This window comes from Streptomyces sp. NPDC051322 (assembly GCF_040689485.1).
Taxonomy (GTDB): Bacteria; Actinomycetota; Actinomycetes; order Streptomycetales; family Streptomycetaceae; genus Streptomyces.
Window position 1 is genome coordinate 1 of the sequence record NZ_JBFBAK010000001.1, and the last position, 16,727, is coordinate 16,727.

Consider the following 16,727-nt stretch of genomic DNA (forward strand, 5'->3'; position numbering starts at 1 on the left):
CGCGTTGAGCGGAACAGTGAACCGGAATAAGGTCCACCGTTCACAGCGTCCTCGCTGTGTGTTGCCCACCACTTCCGAAGAAACGGCAGGATTTTTTCAAAGGAACCGCGTCTCTTGCGAGACGGGGTATCAACATATCTGGCGTTGACTTTTGGCACGCTGTTGAGTTCTCAAGGAACGGACGCTTCCTTTGTACTCACCCGCAGAACGTTCTCTGGGGTTTTCCTCCGGGCTTCCCTTCGGTCTTGCGTTTCCGACTCTATCAGACTCTTTCGTGTCCGATTCCCGGCCGACGGGATTCGCTTTCCAGTTCCACGCTTTCGCGTTTCCCTTTCCGGCGTTGCCACTACTTTAGCCGATTTCCTCAGTGGCTCATAATCGGGCCTCGGGTTCGAATTCCGGCATGCCGAAAACCAAACCCGTTGGGGGATCGATCGTAGGTAGTGGTTGACCACTTCGGGCTGCTCGGGAGCGGTCTGTATGACCGTTCCGACAACAGTGCCCGTGTCAAGCGGCTCGGGCTACGTTAGGCGTCCGGAGGGGCCGAGTCAAGTTCGACGGCGGCGTGGTGCGTGAGCCCGGTAGGGGCTCACGGTCGGGTCGCCGTCGATCCAGAAGCGCCACGGCTGATGGGCACCCGCTCCGCCAACTCCGGTGCGCGGGCCGCTGCGTACCTGTTCGGGGAGGGGTGGAGTGCCGGTCAGTATCGACAGCGGGGCATCCCCGACCGCGCAGACATCCGCGCCGTTGAGCGTGCGGTCGATGGCGAGGCCGGTGGCCAGGCGGGCCGGGCCTTTGGCCAGTTCCTTGTCATGCCGGGCCGAGATGCGACGTTTTCGTGCGAGCTCGGCGCCCACCTGCACGTCTCCCGCACGAAGCAGAACCCCGCTGGCCTGCCCCTCCGGACCGCGTACCACATTCTCGCAGTGCCACATGTCACAGGATATGCTCTGAGCATGTATGTCGCCGGCCCCAACCATCGGCCCGGCGACGACAAGCAAGGGGAGGCAAGCGGTGCGAGCGATCATCTACGCCAGGCTGAGCCCAACTCCGAGAGGTGAGGAGTCCAAGGGTGGGAACCTGAATCAACAGGTCGAGCTGAGTCAGGCTCTGTGCGACCGGAACGGATGGACGGTCATAGAGGTCATCTCAGAGAAGGACTCTTCGGCGTCGAAGTTCCGCCTCGTCGACGGTCGCAAGGTGTCGGCTCGTGGTGAAGGCTGGAAGCGCGTGGTCGAACTGGTGCGTACGGGCAAGGCTGACGTCGTCGTAGCCAGGCACTACGACCGCCTGTACCGCACGACACGAGATTTGGTCGAGCTGGTGGACCTCGCCGAGGAGACCGGTGTCCATCTGGCCGCCGCGCAGGCCCAGGGCGTCCTGGACCTGGCGACCCCGTCGGGGCGTCTGGCCGCTCGCATCGGCGCTGCGGTGGCCGAGAACGAGACCGAGATGAGAGTGGAGCGTCAGGTGCTTGGTCATCAGCGTCGCAGGGAGTCGGGCAGGCCCTTCTGGAGCACTCGCCCCTTCGGCTTCGAGCGCGACGGCGCACATCGCGAGGAGGAGGCAGAGGCCCTGCGCCAGGCGTATCGGGATGTCCTGGCTGGCGTCTCCCTGTGGTCCATCGCGCAGGACTGGAACGCTCGTGAACTGCTCTCGCCGTACGGCAAGGAATGGCGTAGCTCGAACCTCCGTGCCGTCCTCTTGAAACCGAGGAACGCGGGCATCCAGACGTACTCCCAATGGGTCGAGAAGCCCGACGGGAGGCGCATGCGGTTGACCGAGGAGACGGGCTCAGGCGACTGGGAGCCGATCGTCTCCGAGGGCACGTTCCGTGCTCTGGTGCGCTACCTGAGCGACCCTGAGCGCAACACGGGCGGCGGAGGAAAGCGCAAGGCCCTGTTGTCCGGCGTGGTCCGCTGCTCGAAGTGCCAGGCCGTTGTGACACAGGGGTGGAGCAGGAAGAACGCGGCAGGTGAGCGGTACAGGATCTACACCTGCTCTGGTGGCCGGTGCATCACATGCCCGGCAGACCCCCTGGACTCGTTCGTGGTCCGGCACGTCATCGCCAGGGCCGAGGAATGGAACCGGGCTCCGGCCACGGACGCCGCGGACGAGGAGCGGGAGGCCGAGCTGCTCGCCGAAGATATGGCCATCACCGAGAGGCGCACCGCCTTGGCGGAGATGTTCGCTGTAGGGGACATCGACGGATCGACCATGCGCGCCGGCATCGGCCGGTGTGATGCCGACCTGGCGAAGGTCCGGGGCGAGCTGGCAGACCTGGCAGCGAAGCGGGTGCGCGTGGATCTGGGGGACGTCGAGTACCTGTGGGAGGAGCTGGACTACGAGGACCCCGACCGGATCGACTACGTGCGGACGGTCGTCATGCAGGTGTGCGAACTTGTCGAGCTGATGCCGAGAGGTCGGGGAGTCCGAGAGTTCAAGTCGGACCACTGCCGGATCACCTTCCGGAATCCGTGAGCGATGTGTAACGGCCGACTCGGCGGTCGGTAGTCAACGGCAAGGGGCGTCCTACAGGGCCCCCTTGCCGTCTTCGTGCCAGTTCAGCCGGATCGCAGGATCGACGAGCTGAGGATCCGGAGCTTCTCCTCGCTCGGGGAACCGGGTGCAGGCGACCAGACGGTGATGTGCTGGTCCGGGTCCCCACTCCAGTAGAAGCTGTCCCAGTCGAGTACGAACTCGCCGAGCTCCGGATGGTGGATGGTCTTGCTGCCGATCTTCTCGCTCGCGACATGGCGGCTCGCCCACCATTGCCGGAAGAGCGGATAGCCTGCCGAGAGTTCGCCGACCAGGTTCGCGAGCTGTGGGTCCTTCGGGTTGTCAACGGCCTGCATGCGCAGGAGTGCGACGCCGGTACGGGCCATGCCCTCCCAGTCATCGTAGAAGTCCTTCATGCGCGGGTCGGCGAACAGCATGCGGACGTAGTTGCGCTCGTGCGGGGCCATCTTGTCGATGTCGATGAGCAGAGCCGCGGCGAGGGGGTTCCAGGCGAGGAAGTCGAGGTACTTCCCCACCACGAACGCGGGAGTCAGCGTCAGCTGGTCCAGGAGGCGCTGGATCTGAGGCCGTGGCGGCGTCGGAGGACGCCTGGGTGACGTGCGTCGGTCGGCTTGGCGGGCGAGCCCTTCGACGTAGGTGCGCTCGATCGGCGTGAGACGCAGTGTGTGTGCGAGGGCGTCGAGGACCGGTGAGGACGGTGCGAGGCGCCCCTGCTCGATTCGGGCGTAATAGTCCTGGCTGATCGCGGCGTGCGCGGCGACTTCTTCCCTGCGCAGACCGCTCACGCGCCGCGTTCCCGTGTCACCTGGAGGCAGGCCGATCGCGGCAGGGCCAAGTTCGCTGCGGCGGGCCCGCAAGAACAGGCCCAGCTCTTCCAGGTGCGGGTTCTTCGCGCTCACGTCTCACATTGTCGTGCCTGCGCAGCGCCGTGCCACTGGTAAACGGGCCCCGGCGCGGCTCTGGCGAAACGAACTCGGGTGGGGTCTACGACGGGCGCCTATGCCAGGTGGGTGCGGAAGAAGCGGGTCACGTTCTCGACGGCGTTGTCCATCTGCGCGGGCGAGTCGTAGTAGTCGAAGTGGTTTCCGTCGGCCCACACGAGTTCCTTCTCGCCCTGGACGGTCTCGTAGAGCTTCTTCGCCTGGTCGGGGAAGGCTGCACCGTCGGAGTGCACCACCATGGTCGGCGTCGTAATCTTCGGGGCCTGGCCGAGCGCGTCGAGGGTGACCCACGTGTCCCAGGAAGTGACGTCGAACTCGTTCTCGTACTCGGGGACGTTGCCGCGTGCCGGGTTGGTGTAGTAGTCGTACGCTCCGGGCGTCGGAGCGTAGTTGACGGCCTGCTCGTCGGTCTCGCTGTACACCGTGATGGTCGTCGCCTCGCCCGTCTCCTCGAACCTGCGACGGGCGGCAGCGGCGTCCGCGAGACGCCGGGTAACCCCGTCCTCGCCGTAGACGAGCTTGTACGTGTTCTCGTCGCTCAGAAAGGCTGCGATCGTCGCGAAGCCCTTCAGGCGCGGGTCCTGCGCGGCGAGGTAGGCGCCGTTGCTGGCCGAGGTGCACACGCCGACCATGCCGACAGCCTGCACGTACGGCTGCTCTCCGAGGTAGGTGACGGCGGCCTGCAGGTCGCTCAGCTTCTCGTCGGTCGACTCGAACTGGCGAGGCTCGCCGGTGCTCTCGCCATAGTGGGCATAGTCGAAGGCCAGCGCGACAAAGCCCTGCTCGGCGAACTTCTCCGCGTAGGCGTTGGACATCATCTCCTTCACCGAGGTGAACGAGCCCTGCACGATGACCGCCGGGTAGTGCCCGCTCTCGTCGAAGCCGTCGGGCATGAACAGGTCACCCACCAGGGTCAGGCCCTCACGGTTGAAATTGATCTTGCGCTTCACGATGGTGCGTCTCCTTTTGCGAACGACGCTGCTGTGCGCAGCGGCACCACAAGCCTCCACCTGACCGACGAAACGGACAATGGGAGGGAATTTTCCTACCTGCAGCGCTACGGAATCCAGCTCGTACTTCTTCGCTCGCATGGTGCAGGACCCCTGCGTCTCACATCAGGGGCCTGCTGGGATCCGTACGCTTGGCCTCAGGCGCTTTCCGCCAGGTGGCGGTACAGGGTGGCTCGATGGATTCCCAGGCCCTTAGCGATGGCTGTGACGCTCTCGCCCTTGGCGTACCGGGCACGAGCTACGGCTAGCTTGTCGTCGTCCATGACGGACGGGCGTCCGCCCACGTTGCCCTTGCGGGCGGCGGCTTCGAGCCCTTCCATAGTCTTCTCCCGGATACCTTCCCGTTCCACCTCCGCGCTGACGGCGAGCACGGCGAAGACGATGGCTCCCGCGCCGTTCGGGTCGTAGACCCCCTGAAGTGGGCCGGAGAGGACCCCTGATCACTGGCTTACATCTGCCGTAAGTACAGCGGCGGAAGAGTGCACAGAGTGAAGGGTTTACGAGCTTGCCCAGGTGGCCGCGTAGCGGCCCCATCGAGCTAGCGCCTTGCCGATGTCGGCCCCTGACGGGGCCGCTCGCAGTGAAGACGTCTTGCCTCTGTGGCGGCCTGACGGCCGCCCCTTCCTCCTTACTCTTCCGCCGCTGCGACTCACGTAAGTGGGGGCGCTGTCGCGCCCCGGCTTGTCCTTGCCGTTGGTCGAAGTGTCTTCGCTCTGTCGGCCCAGAAGGGGGCCGCACTGGACTTACCCCAAATAGAGAAGAGAGGACGCGAACGTTTCCGCAGGTCAAGCTACGTACGAGCACACGCCAGACGTGCTCTGACTACATGCGCGCCGGTGGCCACCCGACCAACGGGGAACACGTCGCATGCTGCACATGCCGCACTCCCGAGCGATCGCGCACCTCAGGGTCAACTCCGCGCCGGCTCACCAGCGAGCCGCGAGTCAGGCACACAGCGACTCAAGCCCCTGCAGACGGCTTGGCTCTCGGGCTCAGTCGGTACGCCGAAACTGTTGGATCACCGGCGAGGTAGAAGCGGTGCTGCCAGTCGTGGGCTCTGCTGACGCCCACCCGAGCGCCGACCCGGATGAGTTCGGCAGGCACCGGCTCCCCCGCCGACAGCCTGACCGAGGCGCCTGTCAGCACGTCAGCACCATCGTGTTCCGCCGTGACGCCGAGCGCCTGGCAGAAGTTCCCCGGCCCCCTCGCGAGGCGTGGACCCTCGACCTTGTCCCCTCGCCGCTTGCGCGCCAGTTCTTCCCCTTCAACAACCCTGCCCGCCCGGATCAGAACGGCCGAGGCGATACCGTCCGTCCCGGTGACGATGTTGGCGCACCAGTGGAGACCGTGGGATCGGTAGACGTACAGGTGTCCTGCGGGCCCGAACATAACGGCGTTACGGGGCGTCCTGCCTCGGTAGGCGTGGGAGGCTGGGTCGGCCGTACCGGAGTACGCCTCGGTCTCCGTAATCGCGATGCTCACGGTTCCCTCGGGGGTCTTGCAGGTGAGGACGCTCCCGAGCAGCTTGGGGGCGACCTCTTCAGCAGGATGGGCGAGGAGGTTAACATTCATGCTGATCGCCTTGACATGCCGTAGGTGAAGTAGACGTACACATGGCCGGGCGGACCGAACATCACGTCGTTCCGGGCCGTCCTGCCGCGGTAGGCGTGCGATCCCGGGTCGACGTCACCGGCGTACGCCTCCACTTCCGTGAGACGCAGCTCCATGGGACCGTCCGGGGTGCGACGGACCAGGGTGCGCCCCAGAAGTTCGGGGGCCACCTCCAGGACGGGACGGGCGAAGAAGTCACGCGGGAGCGGCATACGGTCGGGGCTGGAGATCATGTCGTACGAGCGTACCGGGGAACCGATCCCGGTCGTTGCGCGTACCTATGCAGGGATCACGATCCAGAAGGAGTGCACATGGGGTTCAAGAGGCTGCTCGCGAGCATGGGGGCCGGTGGCGCTTCGGTCGAGACCGAACTGACCGAGGTGAACGTCGTGCCGGGCGGCGTCGTGCAGGGGGAGGTACGGGTCCACGGCGGCTCGGTCGACCAGCAGATCGAGGGGCTCTCGGTCGGCCTGCAGGGACGTGTGGAAGTGGAAGGGGGCGAACAGGAGGTCAAGCAGGACATCGAGTTCACCAAGCTGCGCCTCGGCGGAGCCCTGGAGGTCAAGGCAGGTGCTGTGCACGTGGTGCCGTTCGGTCTGGAGGTTCCGTGGGAGACGCCGATCTCCAGTGTCTCGGGCCGGGAGCTGCGCGGCATGCACATCGGGGTGACGACGGAGCTGGAAATCGCGCGGGCGGTGGACTCGGGCGACCTGGACCCGATCAACGTCCATCCGCTGCCGGCCCAGCAGGCGATCCTGGACGCGTTCATCCAGCTCGGATTCCGATTCAAGAGCGCGGACCTGGAGCGCGGGCACATCCGCAACACCCGTCAGCGGCTGCCCTTCTACCAGGAGATCGAGTTCTACCCGCCCCAGCAGTACCGCGGTCTGAACCAGGTCGAGCTGACCTTCATCGCTGACGACCGCGAAATGGACGTCATCCTGGAGATGGACAAGAAGCCGGGCCTCTTCAGCGAGGGCAGTGACTCCTACCGGGCCTTCCAGGTCGGGCAGCACGACTTCCAGGGCACCGACTGGGCCGCGTACCTCAACCAGTGGCTCGCCGACGTCGGCGGCAGGCGCAACTGGTTCTAGCCGAACCTCTAGGGTCGTATCCGGAACTGGACAGCCCAATGCAGGAGGTGCCGTCGTGACCGGGCTCAGCAAGCCGCCGCTTCCCCATGATTTTCATCCGCCGGTGCCCTCGTTCGCCGTGGTGAGCGAGGACGTCGCGCCGGGGGAACCCTTGAAGGACGCTCAGGTGTACGCGGCCGGGAACACCTCGCCGCACCTCCGGTGGGAAGGATTCCCGCCGGAGACCAAGAGCTTCGCCGTGACCTGCTTCGATCCGGATGCCCCTACCGGCAGCGGGTTCTGGCACTGGTCGGTGTTCGACATCCCGGCATCGGTCACGGAGCTTCCCGCGGGTGCCGGTAGCGGCAAGTTCGACGGTCTGCCCGCGGGCGCGGTCCACGCGCGCAACGACTACGGGGCGAAGGAGTTCGGAGGCGCGGCCCCGCCGGCCGGGGAGAACCATCGCTATGTGTTCACCGTGTATGCGGTGGATGCCGAGAAGCTGGGTATCGACGGAGACACTCCGCCGGCCGCGGTGGGCTTCAATCTGCGCTTCCACACGCTGGCGCGCGCACAACTCATCGGTGAGTACGCCACTCCCGCAGAGAGCTGACACCGCACTGATTGTTTGCCCTGCCCCGGTCTTGGAGAGATCTGGGCAGGGCCTTTTTTTATTGCGTTGTCCATCCGGGCGTGCCCGGCCAGAGTTGATCCCAGCCCGCCAGGGGGTGGGCCGGCACACGGAGGTGGGCACCATGCGGGACACATTGGTACTGAACGCGAGCTTCGAGCCGCTGTCGACGGTGACGCTCAACCGCGCCGTGGTGCTCGTGCTGCAGGACAAGGCTGTCGTCGAGCAGTCGCATCCCGGGCTGCGGGTGCGCGCGGCCGCCGTCGAGCTACCGGTGCCCCGGGTGATCAGGCTCTGCCGCTACGTGCGGGTGCCCTTCCGAAGACAGGCGCCGTGGTCGAGACGGGGGGTGCTGATCCGGGACCAGCACCGGTGCGCGTACTGCGGTCGGCGGGCGACCACCGTCGACCACGTGGTGCCGCGCGCCCAGGGCGGCCAGGACACCTGGCTGAATACGGTCGCGTCCTGCGCGGCCGACAACCATCGCAAAGCGGCCCGCACGCCGGAGCAGGCGGGCATGCCCCTGCTGCGCAGGCCCTTCGTGCCGACGCCTGCCGATGCGATGCTGCTCGCTCTCGGCGCCGGTGACCGGCACGCCCTGCCGGACTGGCTTCCGCAGACGGCCCAGCACGCAGCATGAGCCGCGGGGTTGTCGCCGGCACCCTGTGAGCCCGCCTCCGTTCGTCCGGGGCGGGCTCAACGCTGTCGTCGGGGCCAGTCAGCCGGTCGGCGGTGCCTGGCGCGGTACCTGAGGGTCTTCCTTGCCGGTGTTGAAGCCGACTGCGTCGCCGCTCAGATTGCCGAAGGCTCCGCTGAGCCCCTTGAGAGCGTCGCCGATCTCGCTGGGCACGATCCAGAGCTTGTTGGCGTCGCCCTCTGCGATCTTCGGCAGCATCTGGAGGTACTGGTAGGCGAGGAGTTTCTGGTCGGCGTCGCCCGCGTGGATGGACTCGAATACCGTACGGATGGCCTGCGCCTCGCCCTCGGCACGCAGCGCGGACGCCTTCGCCTCACCTTCGGCCCGGAGGATCGCGGACTGCTTCTCGCCCTCGGCGCGCAGGATTTCGGACTGCCGGACACCCTCGGCCTGGAGGATCGCCGCCCGCTTGTCACGGTCGGCGCGCATCTGCTTCTCCATCGAGTCCTGGATGGAGGTCGGCGGCTCGATCGCCTTGAGTTCCACGCGGTTGACACGGATGCCCCACTTGCCGGTGGCCTCGTCGAGGACGCCGCGCAGTGCCGCGTTGATCTCCTCCCGGGAGGTCAACGTCCGCTCCAGGTCCATACCGCCGATGATGTTGCGGAGGGTGGTGACGGTGAGCTGCTCGATTGCCTGGATGTAGCTGGCGACTTCGTAGGTCGCCGCGCGGGCGTCCGTCACCTGGTAATAGATGACCGTGTCGATGTTCACGACCAGGTTGTCCTGGGTGATCACCGGCTGGGGCGGGAAGGGCACGACCTGTTCACGGAGGTCGATCCGGTTGCGGATCGTGTCGATGAAGGGGACCACGATGTTCAGGCCGGCGTTGAGGGTGCGGGTGTAGCGCCCGAATCGTTCGACGATGGCGGCGCTCGCCTGCGGGATCACCTGGATCGTCTTGATCAGGGCGATGAAGACGAGCACCACCAGAATGATCAGGACGATGATGACGGATGGCATCGCGCTCCCCGTGCCCTTCGGTTGCCGACGGTTCCCGATGAACGGGAGTTCCCGGTGATCGAGTTTCGCAGACCTCGGCCTGCCGTGTGCGGGATTCGGTCACAGAACGACGGCTGTCGCACCGTCGATCTCCACGACGTCCACCTGCTGGCCCGGCTCGTAACTGGCCCCCCCGTCGAGTGACCGGGCGGACCAGACCTCACCGGCGAGCTTTATCCGGCCGCCGTTGCCGTCCACCCTCTCCAGCACGACGGCCTGACGGCCTTTCAGTGCCTCGACACCGGTGGCCTGTCCGGGCCGTTGGGAGAGGTGACGGTTGGCTATCGGCCGTACGACGGCGATGAGCGCGACCGATACCACGACGAAGACAAGGACTTGGCTCACCACTCCCCCGCCGAGCCGCGCGACGCCGGCTGCGGCCAGCGCACCCACGGCGAACATCCCGAACTCGGGCATCGCCGTGAGCACGAGCGGGATTCCCAGCCCGGCCGCGCCGATCAGCCACCACACCCACGCCTCAATGTCCACACGGCCATGGTAAGTCGGCGGTTCTGCCGGGGACAGTACGCAAGAGGGCGGGTGCGATCAGCCGAGCGGCAGGCCCTGCGCCGTCCAGCGGTTGCCGCGCTGTTCGACGAGGAGCGGCAGACCGAAGCAGAGGGAGAGGTTGCGCGAGGTGAGTTCGGTGGCCATGGGGCCCGCGGCGAGCACCTTGCCCTGACGGATCATCAGGACGTGGGTGAAGCCGGGCGCGATCTCCTCGACATGGTGCGTCACCATGACCATGGAGGGGGCATACGGGTCCTGAGCCAGCCGGCCGAGACGGCGGACCAGGTCCTCGCGGCCGCCGAGGTCGAGACCGGCGGCGGGCTCGTCGAGCAGCAGGAGCTCGGGGTCGGTCATCATCGCGCGAGCGATGAGGGTGCGCTTGCGCTCGCCCTCGGAGAGCGTGCCGAACCTGCGGTCCAGGAATTCGGTCATCCCGAGACGGTCGAGGAAGGCGCGGGCGCGCTGCTCGTCGACCTCTTCGTAGTCCTCGTTCCAGGTAGCCGTCATGCCGTAGGCGGCGGTGAGCACCACCTGGAGAACGGTCTGCCGCCGGGGCATCTTTTCGGCCATCGCGGCACCGGCCATGCCGATGCGCGGGCGGAGCTCGAAAACGTCGGTGCCGGGCTTACCGAGCCGCTCGCCCAGGATGGCCGCGGTGCCGGTGGTCGGGAAGAGGTAGCTGGACGCGATGTTGAGCAGGGTGGTCTTCCCCGCGCCGTTGGGACCGAGGACGACCCAGCGCTCGCCCTCCTTCACCGCCCAGGAGACGTCCTCGACCAGAGCGTGTCCGTCGCGGACCACGGATACGTCCAGCAGCTCCAGTACATCGCTCATGAGCGCGTTGTCTCCCCATGCAGTCTCGGTTCGCGCGTGCGCCTGTGGACGCACCACCCAGGGAAAACCTACGCCACCTCGCACATGCTTCCATCCGGAGGTCCACTGTCCGGCGCCCTCCTAAGCTGAGCCCATGCTCACAGAACCACGCTCGGGATTGCTGGCCTCATGGGGAAATGCGCTTTTGGCCGGAATTGTTTCGCCGGATGACGCCGCGCTCGCCATCGTGGGGGACGACGCGGTGCACCGTGTCGAGGGGCTGCCGGGGGAAGCGGGGCCGGTCGGTCTCACGCTGGCACTCGGTCGGCTGAGGGGACTAGGAGCGACCGGGTTCCGGGTGGCGCTGCCCGCCCCGGGCCATCCGCTGGGGCTCAGCGGCCCTCCGGAGTTCAACGCCCGGGCGCTCGACGCCCAGGAAGCGGTGGTCGCTTTCGGGGTGTCGCTCGGCCTGGTGCCCGAGGTGTACGAGGCGGGGCCGGACGGCGATCTGCATGTGGAGGTGGTCTGGCACTGCCTGGCGGTGCGGCAGGCGCCACCCGCCGATGTGCCGTCACTGGGTGAGGCGGAGCGGGAGCTCGCGGAGGCGCTCCGGGATGCGACCAGGGTGCTGTCGGGTCTCGATGTGGCGGGCTCGGGTCCGGCCGCCGAAGCGGCGCTGGACGCCTATCGGGCGCGGGCCGAGCGCGGTACCCGGGACGTATTGGCCCCTGGGTACCCCGCCCGCGCCGCGCGGGTCCTGGAGTTGGCCCGGCGGGTCGGGCTGCTGGTGTCGCTGGCGTACGAGCACGGGCCCGGCGGCGCGGTGAGCGCCTCCGAGATGGCAGCCAGGGTGGCGGCGCTGCGGCCGGTGGAGCGGGTGGCCCGCCGGGCGCAGGTGGCGGCGTACAACGCGTATGTGGAGGAGCGGGAGCGCAGCTGACGTGCTCGGCCCGTGACCGGTCCGGTGGAGGCGCTCAGCCGGCCGCACCGTGCCGTACGGCCCAGAGCGCGGCCTGGGTACGGTCGGCGAGGTCCAGTTTCATCAGGATGTTCGACACATGCGTTTTGACGGTCTTCTCGGAGAGGACCAGTGCGCGGGCGATCTCCCGGTTGGAGCGTCCGTCGGCGATGAGACCGAGCACCTCGCGCTCGCGTTCTGTCAGGGTGCTGCCCCTCCCCTGGCCGCCGCCCGGCTCCTGGGACAGCAGCGCCCCGGCCACCTCGGGCTGGAGCAGCACGTGTCCGGCGTGCACCGACCTGATGGCGCCGGCCAGCGCGCCGGGGTCGACGTCCTTGTAGACGTACCCGGACGCACCCGCGCGCAGCGCCGGAACCACGGTGCGCTGTTCGGTGAAGCTGGTGACCACCAGCACCTTGGCCGCGTTGGCGAGCTCGCGGAGCTTGCGCAGCGCCTCGATACCGTCCATGCCCGGCATTTTGATGTCCATCAGGACGACATCCGGGCGTAGTTCCTCGGCGGCGGCCACCCCTTCCGCGCCGTCCGACGCCTCTCCCACCACCTCGATGTCGTCCTGGATCTCCAGGAAGGTGCGCAGGCCGCGGCGGACCACTTGGTGGTCGTCGACCAGCAGGACGCGGATGGCCGCCTTCGGCAGGCCTGCGGTGTCAGCCACCGGGCACCTCCATTTCGATTGTGGTGCCCTCGCCGGGCGCCGACTGCACCGTGAGCCTGCCGCCGACCCCGCTCGCCCGGTCGCGCATCGAGACCAGCCCGAGGTGCCGGCCGGCCCGCCGGACCGTACGTGGCTCGAAGCCCCGGCCGTCATCGGTGATCCGCAGCACCGCACCCTGGCCCTGCCGGTGCAGCACTACATCGACCCGGTCCGCCGCCGCGTGGCGCAGCGCGTTGTGCAGGGCCTCCTGGGCCACCCTCAGCAGTGCTTCCTCCTGGGCTGCCGGAAGCGCCCGCAGTTGGCGGCTCTCGAAGGTGACCCGGGGCGCGTGGGCCCGGTTCAGGACCTGGATGTGGGTACGGAGCGTGTTGACCAGTCCGTCCTCGTCCAGCGCGGCGGGGCGCAGCTCCACGACGGCGGCGCGCAGTTCGTCGGCCGCCTCCGCCGCGAGGTCCGCCACCTGGTGCAGCTCGTCCTTGGCGCGGGCCGGGTCCCGGTCCACCAGGGTGGCGGCGGCCTGGGCCGTCAGGCGCAGCGAGAAGAGTTTCTGGCTCACTGCGTCATGCAGCTCGTGGGCCAGCCTGGAACGCTCTTCCGCGATGGTGAACTCGCGGCTGCGTTCGTAGAGCCGGGCGTTGGTGAGGGCGATCGCCGCGTGCTGGGCCAGGATGCCGAGGAGTTCCTCGTCGTCCTCGGTGAATCCGCAGCCGCCGGCCGGCTTCGGGCAGCGCTTGTTGGCCAGGAAGAGCGCACCGATCGTCTCGTCCCCGTCGCGGATCGGCAGGCCGAGGAAGTCCGACATGTCCGGGTGGGCGGACGGCCAGCCTCCGAAGCGCGGATCCTCCCGCACGTCGTCGAGGCGCTGCGGCTTCTCGTCGCGCAGCATCGCCGCGAGGATGCCGTGCTGGCGTGGCAGCGGGCCGATGGCTTTCCACTGGGCGTCGCTGACTCCGTCGACCACGAACTGGGCGAAGCCCCCGTGGTCGTCGGGCACGCCCAGCGCGGCGTATTCGGCGTCCAGCAGTTCGCGGGCCGAGGCGACGATCGTCTTGAGGACGTCGCGGACCTCCAGGTGTCTGCTCATGGCGAGCAGCGCGGCACTCACTGCGGCCAGGCCTGACGCGGGGCGATGGGACATGGCCACACCGTACCGGCGGCGGCATGCGGTCCGTATCGGGCTGCGGACGGCAGCCGACCAGGTCGAAGGGACTAGGTCGAAGTGCCTTGACTCGCTCGGGCCGGCGGACGACGCGCCGGGTGGGGGCGCGTTCCTACGTTGGGGGCACCGAACGGACGAGGGGCCCGAGCAACGAGGGCCGAACCGACGAGGGGCTGTGCCATGCCGGTAGCAATCATCACGGGTGGATCGAAGGGGCTGGGCCGAGCGCTCGCCGCGAAGCTGGCGGAACGGGGGTGGGACCTGGTCGTCGACGCCAGGACGGCGGCGGCCCTGCAGGAGGCCGGACGGGAGCTGGCGAAGTACGGCACGCGGGTGGTGGCTGTGACAGGTGATGTCACGGAGGCAGCGCACCGCGCTGCTCTGGTGGCCGCTGCGCGCGATCTGGGCGGGCTCGATCTGCTGGTGAACAACGCGAGCGCGCTGGGCGCCGAACCGCTGGTCGGCCTGTCCGAGCTGACCGTGGACGGATTCCGGGCCGCGCTGGAGACCAATGTGGTGGCGGCGCTGGGGCTCGTACGGGAGGCCCTGCCCCTGCTGCGAGCTGCCGGAGCGGGGTCGGTGATCTCGGTGAGTTCGGACGCGGCAGTCGAGGCCTACCCGACCTGGGGAGGGTACGGAGCGTCCAAGGCCGCCCTCGACCAGCTCTCCGCGGTGCTCGGCGTCGAGGAGCCCGGGCTGCGGGTCTGGGCGGTGGACCCGGGTGACATGGACACCGATCTGTACGCGGCCGCCGCTCCGGACGACCCCGGTGAGCGGCCGGATCCGGCAGAGGTGGTTCCTGGTTTCCTCCGGCTGCTGGACGAACGGCCGGCGAGCGGCCGGTATGCGGCCACCGAGCTGCTCGGAACCGCGGGGCTCGGGGATGCGCGACTCGGGGTTGTGCGACTCGGGGATGTGCGATGAGCGTGCGGCAGGCGCTGCGGGTGCCGGACGAGCTGCTCGCCTCGGTGCCCGCGGAGGAGCGCGGGGCCGGGCGGGACGACGTACGGCTGATGGTGTCACGGGGCAGTGCGGTGTCCCACCATTCCTTCCGGCAGTTGCCGGACCAGCTGCGGGCCGGGGACGTGCTGGTGGTGAACACCTCGCAGACGCTGCCCGCCGCGATCGACGGGACGCTCGACGGTATGCCCGTGGTGGTGCACTTCTCCGTCCGCGGGGACGACGGCCGCTGGGTGGTGGAGCTGCGGGATCCGCTGCCCGGCGGCAGCACCCGTCGCCGGTCCGGCGGGCCGGCCGGGACGGTGGTACGGCTCATGGGAGGGGCCCGGCTCGGGTGGGAGGAGCCACTGCAGTACGGCGAGGACCGGTTGTGGTGGGCGCGACTGTCGGCGGGTGACGTGCCGGGGCTGCTGCGCCGGCACGGCCGGCCGATCCGGTACGCGTACACCCGGCGCGATCAGCCGCTCGCCGCTCATCAGACGGTGTTCGCGCGGCCGGCCGCGGACGGGGCGGGATCGGCGGAGATGCCCAGCGCCGCGCGGCCGTTCACGGCGGAGCTGGTCGCCGAGCTGGTGAGCCGGGGGGTGCAGTTCGCTCCGCTGGTGCTGCATACCGGGGTGGCGTCGACCGAGGCGGACGAGACCCCTTATCCGGAGCGCTACGAGGTCGGCGCCGCCACCGCTCTCCTGGTCAACGCGGCGAAGGCGGGCGGCGGGCGCATCGTCGCCGTGGGCACGACCGCGGTCCGGGCCCTGGAGACCGCGACCGGGCACGACGGGCTGGTGCGGGCGGCGGCCGGATGGACGGATCTGGTGGTGACGCCCGAGCGCGGGGTGCGGGCGGTGGACGGGTTGCTGACCGGCCTGCACGAGCCGGCCGCCTCGCACCTGCTGATGCTGGAAGCGATCGCCGGACACGACGCGTTGACCCGCAGCTACGCCGAGGCGCTACGGAATCTCTACCTGTGGCACGAGTTCGGGGACATTCACCTCATCCTCCCGGATGAGAACGCTCACGTTCCGCATTGCTGATGCAACGCATCGTGAAATCGATGTGCGGCCTATGTGACCCCGCGCATAGGACGCAGATCACTTACGACGAGCGCTAGTTGACATATAAGTGGCAGAAGGGCCGGTTATACACGGACATTCGACCCCTCCGGCGGCCCCCGCTCCACTATGCGGGGCCGTACGTCACACCTTTGCCACAAAATTTTGCGGCCGCTAAGAATTGCTCCCGTCGCCGCCCCAGGGCGTACCGCCGCCCCCGGCAACCGCGACTCCAGCCATTCGAAGAGGACGCCAACATGTCTGAGCCCCGCAACGGTCTCCGTCGCCTGACCCGGACCCACAAGTACTCGATCGGCGGTGTGGCCGCCGTGGGCGCCGCTGCTGTCGCCTTCTCGCTGGTACCCGGAAACGCAACCGCAGAATCCGCCCCTCAGTCCGTCGACACCGCTCCGGTGGCGCTCGCCTCGCAGGTCAAGGATGTGCGAGCCGGCCTCGACCTGCAGCAGACGCACGCCGACCAGGCCGCCAAGGCCGCCAAGGCCGCCGCGGCGAAGGCGAAGGCCGCCGCCAAGGCCAAGGCCGCCGCCAAGGCGAAGGCTGCCAAGGCCGCCGAGGTCAAGCGCCAGGCCGAGGCTGCCGCAAAGGCGAAGGCCGCCGAGAAGGCCGCAGCGGCGAAGGCGAAGGCGAAGCGCACCGCCGAGACCGCCGCCAGTCGCTCGACCGCCCGCCCGACGCTCTATGCCAACAACCTGAACGGCTGGATCAACCACGCCCTGGCCATCATGAAGGCCCATGGCATCCCCGGTACGTACAACGGTCTGTACCGCAACACCATGCGGGAGTCGAGCGGCAACCCCATGGCGATCAACAACTGGGACATCAACGCCCAGAACGGCATCCCCTCGAAGGGTCTGCTCCAGACCATTCAGCCGACCTTCGACGCCTACCACGTGGTCGGCACGTCGAACAACATCTACGACCCGGTCGCCAACCTCGTCGCTGCCGCGAACTACGCCGCAGACAAGTACGGCTCGATCGACAACGTGAACAGCGCCTACTGATCAGGCGAACGCCGGAGGGCGGCACCCCCATCGGGGTCGAGCACGAGGACCACGCCATGACCATCGGCTCGGTGATCGACCGGCTCCCCAACCTG

17 protein-coding genes and 3 pseudogenes are annotated in these 16,727 nt (G+C 68.2%); 8 read left to right on the forward strand and 12 right to left on the reverse strand.

What is annotated here, in order from left to right; genetic code table 11:
* Positions 1 to 548 precede the first annotated feature (548 nt).
* A pseudogene (locus AB0436_RS00005) lies at positions 549 to 935 on the reverse strand (DNA-3-methyladenine glycosylase); the annotation flags it as partial.
* Positions 936 to 1,014: 79 nt separating this feature from the next.
* Here AB0436_RS00005 and AB0436_RS00010 point away from each other — a divergent pair.
* Complete coding sequence (locus AB0436_RS00010) at positions 1,015 to 2,481, forward strand: recombinase family protein (RefSeq protein ID WP_366465317.1); 1,467 nt, start codon at positions 1,015 to 1,017, stop codon at positions 2,479 to 2,481.
* Positions 2,482 to 2,564: 83 nt separating this feature from the next.
* On the opposite strand, the gene AB0436_RS00015 is transcribed toward AB0436_RS00010, so the two are convergent.
* The 6 genes and pseudogenes from AB0436_RS00015 to AB0436_RS00040 form a co-directional block, all read right to left on the reverse strand.
* Positions 2,565 to 3,419: a helix-turn-helix transcriptional regulator gene (locus tag AB0436_RS00015; protein WP_366465318.1), complete on the reverse strand. Its 855-nt coding sequence runs from the start codon at positions 3,417 to 3,419 to the stop codon at positions 2,565 to 2,567.
* Positions 3,420 to 3,517: 98 nt separating this feature from the next.
* A complete protein-coding gene (locus AB0436_RS00020; protein WP_366465319.1) occupies positions 3,518 to 4,411 on the reverse strand; it encodes an alpha/beta hydrolase in 894 nt (297 codons plus the stop codon).
* 197 nt (positions 4,412 to 4,608) lie between these two features.
* Positions 4,609 to 4,791 carry a helix-turn-helix domain-containing protein gene (locus AB0436_RS00025; protein ID WP_366465320.1) on the reverse strand — a complete coding sequence of 61 codons (183 nt, stop codon included), beginning with the start codon at positions 4,789 to 4,791 and terminating at the stop codon, positions 4,609 to 4,611.
* Positions 4,768 to 4,860, reverse strand: a pseudogene (locus AB0436_RS00030) (recombinase family protein); the annotation flags it as partial. The gene AB0436_RS00025 and the pseudogene AB0436_RS00030, both read right to left, overlap by 24 nt.
* Positions 4,861 to 5,431: 571 nt before the next feature.
* A complete protein-coding gene (locus AB0436_RS00035) occupies positions 5,432 to 6,043 on the reverse strand; it encodes a DNA-3-methyladenine glycosylase (RefSeq protein ID WP_366465321.1) in 612 nt (203 codons plus the stop codon).
* Between the two features lie 14 nt (positions 6,044 to 6,057).
* Positions 6,058 to 6,315 (reverse strand): annotated as a pseudogene (locus AB0436_RS00040) (DNA-3-methyladenine glycosylase); the annotation flags it as partial.
* Positions 6,316 to 6,393: 78 nt separating this feature from the next.
* On the opposite strand from AB0436_RS00040, the gene AB0436_RS00045 reads away from it, so the two are divergent.
* The 3 genes from AB0436_RS00045 to AB0436_RS00055 all read left to right on the forward strand — a co-directional run bounded on the left by AB0436_RS00045 (position 6,394) and on the right by AB0436_RS00055 (position 8,426).
* Positions 6,394 to 7,176, forward strand: coding sequence for a sporulation protein (locus AB0436_RS00045; RefSeq protein ID WP_366465322.1), 783 nt, complete (start codon positions 6,394 to 6,396; stop codon positions 7,174 to 7,176).
* Positions 7,177 to 7,231: 55 nt separating this feature from the next.
* Positions 7,232 to 7,768, forward strand: coding sequence for a YbhB/YbcL family Raf kinase inhibitor-like protein (locus AB0436_RS00050; RefSeq protein WP_366465323.1), 537 nt, complete (start codon positions 7,232 to 7,234; stop codon positions 7,766 to 7,768).
* A gap of 142 nt (positions 7,769 to 7,910) precedes the next feature.
* Positions 7,911 to 8,426: an HNH endonuclease gene (locus tag AB0436_RS00055; RefSeq protein ID WP_366465324.1), complete on the forward strand. Its 516-nt coding sequence runs from the start codon at positions 7,911 to 7,913 to the stop codon at positions 8,424 to 8,426.
* 78 nt (positions 8,427 to 8,504) lie between these two features.
* On the opposite strand, the gene AB0436_RS00060 is transcribed toward AB0436_RS00055, so the two are convergent.
* The 3 genes from AB0436_RS00060 to AB0436_RS00070 form a co-directional block, all read right to left on the reverse strand.
* The gene (locus AB0436_RS00060; RefSeq protein WP_366465325.1) at positions 8,505 to 9,446 is read right to left on the reverse strand and encodes an SPFH domain-containing protein; all 942 of its coding nucleotides are present in this window, start codon (positions 9,444 to 9,446) and stop codon (positions 8,505 to 8,507) included.
* A 99-nt stretch (positions 9,447 to 9,545) separates the two neighbouring features.
* Entirely contained in the window at positions 9,546 to 9,974 is a 429-nt protein-coding gene (locus tag AB0436_RS00065) for an NfeD family protein (RefSeq protein ID WP_366465326.1), read from the reverse strand.
* 57 nt (positions 9,975 to 10,031) lie between these two features.
* Positions 10,032 to 10,829, reverse strand: coding sequence for an ABC transporter ATP-binding protein (locus AB0436_RS00070; protein ID WP_366465327.1), 798 nt, complete (start codon positions 10,827 to 10,829; stop codon positions 10,032 to 10,034).
* A gap of 133 nt (positions 10,830 to 10,962) precedes the next feature.
* On the opposite strand from AB0436_RS00070, the gene AB0436_RS00075 reads away from it, so the two are divergent.
* The gene (locus AB0436_RS00075; protein WP_366465328.1) at positions 10,963 to 11,748 is read left to right on the forward strand and encodes a hypothetical protein; all 786 of its coding nucleotides are present in this window, start codon (positions 10,963 to 10,965) and stop codon (positions 11,746 to 11,748) included.
* 34 nt (positions 11,749 to 11,782) lie between these two features.
* On the opposite strand, the gene AB0436_RS00080 is transcribed toward AB0436_RS00075, so the two are convergent.
* The gene (locus AB0436_RS00080) at positions 11,783 to 12,442 is read right to left on the reverse strand and encodes a response regulator transcription factor (RefSeq protein ID WP_366465330.1); all 660 of its coding nucleotides are present in this window, start codon (positions 12,440 to 12,442) and stop codon (positions 11,783 to 11,785) included.
* Positions 12,435 to 13,580 (reverse strand): GAF domain-containing sensor histidine kinase, encoded by a 1,146-nt coding sequence (locus AB0436_RS00085; protein WP_366465331.1) that lies wholly within the window; start codon positions 13,578 to 13,580, stop codon positions 12,435 to 12,437. The genes AB0436_RS00080 and AB0436_RS00085 overlap by 8 nt, the downstream gene beginning before the upstream one ends.
* A 201-nt stretch (positions 13,581 to 13,781) precedes the next feature.
* Between AB0436_RS00085 and AB0436_RS00090 the strand changes: the two genes are divergently transcribed.
* The 3 genes from AB0436_RS00090 to AB0436_RS00100 all read left to right on the forward strand — a co-directional run bounded on the left by AB0436_RS00090 (position 13,782) and on the right by AB0436_RS00100 (position 16,632).
* On the forward strand, positions 13,782 to 14,525 hold the full coding sequence (locus tag AB0436_RS00090) for an SDR family oxidoreductase (RefSeq protein ID WP_366465332.1): 744 nt from the start codon (positions 13,782 to 13,784) through the stop codon (positions 14,523 to 14,525).
* The gene (locus tag AB0436_RS00095; RefSeq protein WP_366465333.1) at positions 14,522 to 15,592 is read left to right on the forward strand and encodes an S-adenosylmethionine:tRNA ribosyltransferase-isomerase; all 1,071 of its coding nucleotides are present in this window, start codon (positions 14,522 to 14,524) and stop codon (positions 15,590 to 15,592) included. The genes AB0436_RS00090 and AB0436_RS00095 overlap by 4 nt, the downstream gene beginning before the upstream one ends.
* A gap of 275 nt (positions 15,593 to 15,867) precedes the next feature.
* Positions 15,868 to 16,632 carry a lytic transglycosylase gene (locus AB0436_RS00100; RefSeq protein ID WP_366465334.1) on the forward strand — a complete coding sequence of 255 codons (765 nt, stop codon included), beginning with the start codon at positions 15,868 to 15,870 and terminating at the stop codon, positions 16,630 to 16,632.
* Positions 16,633 to 16,727: the final 95 nt, after the last annotated feature.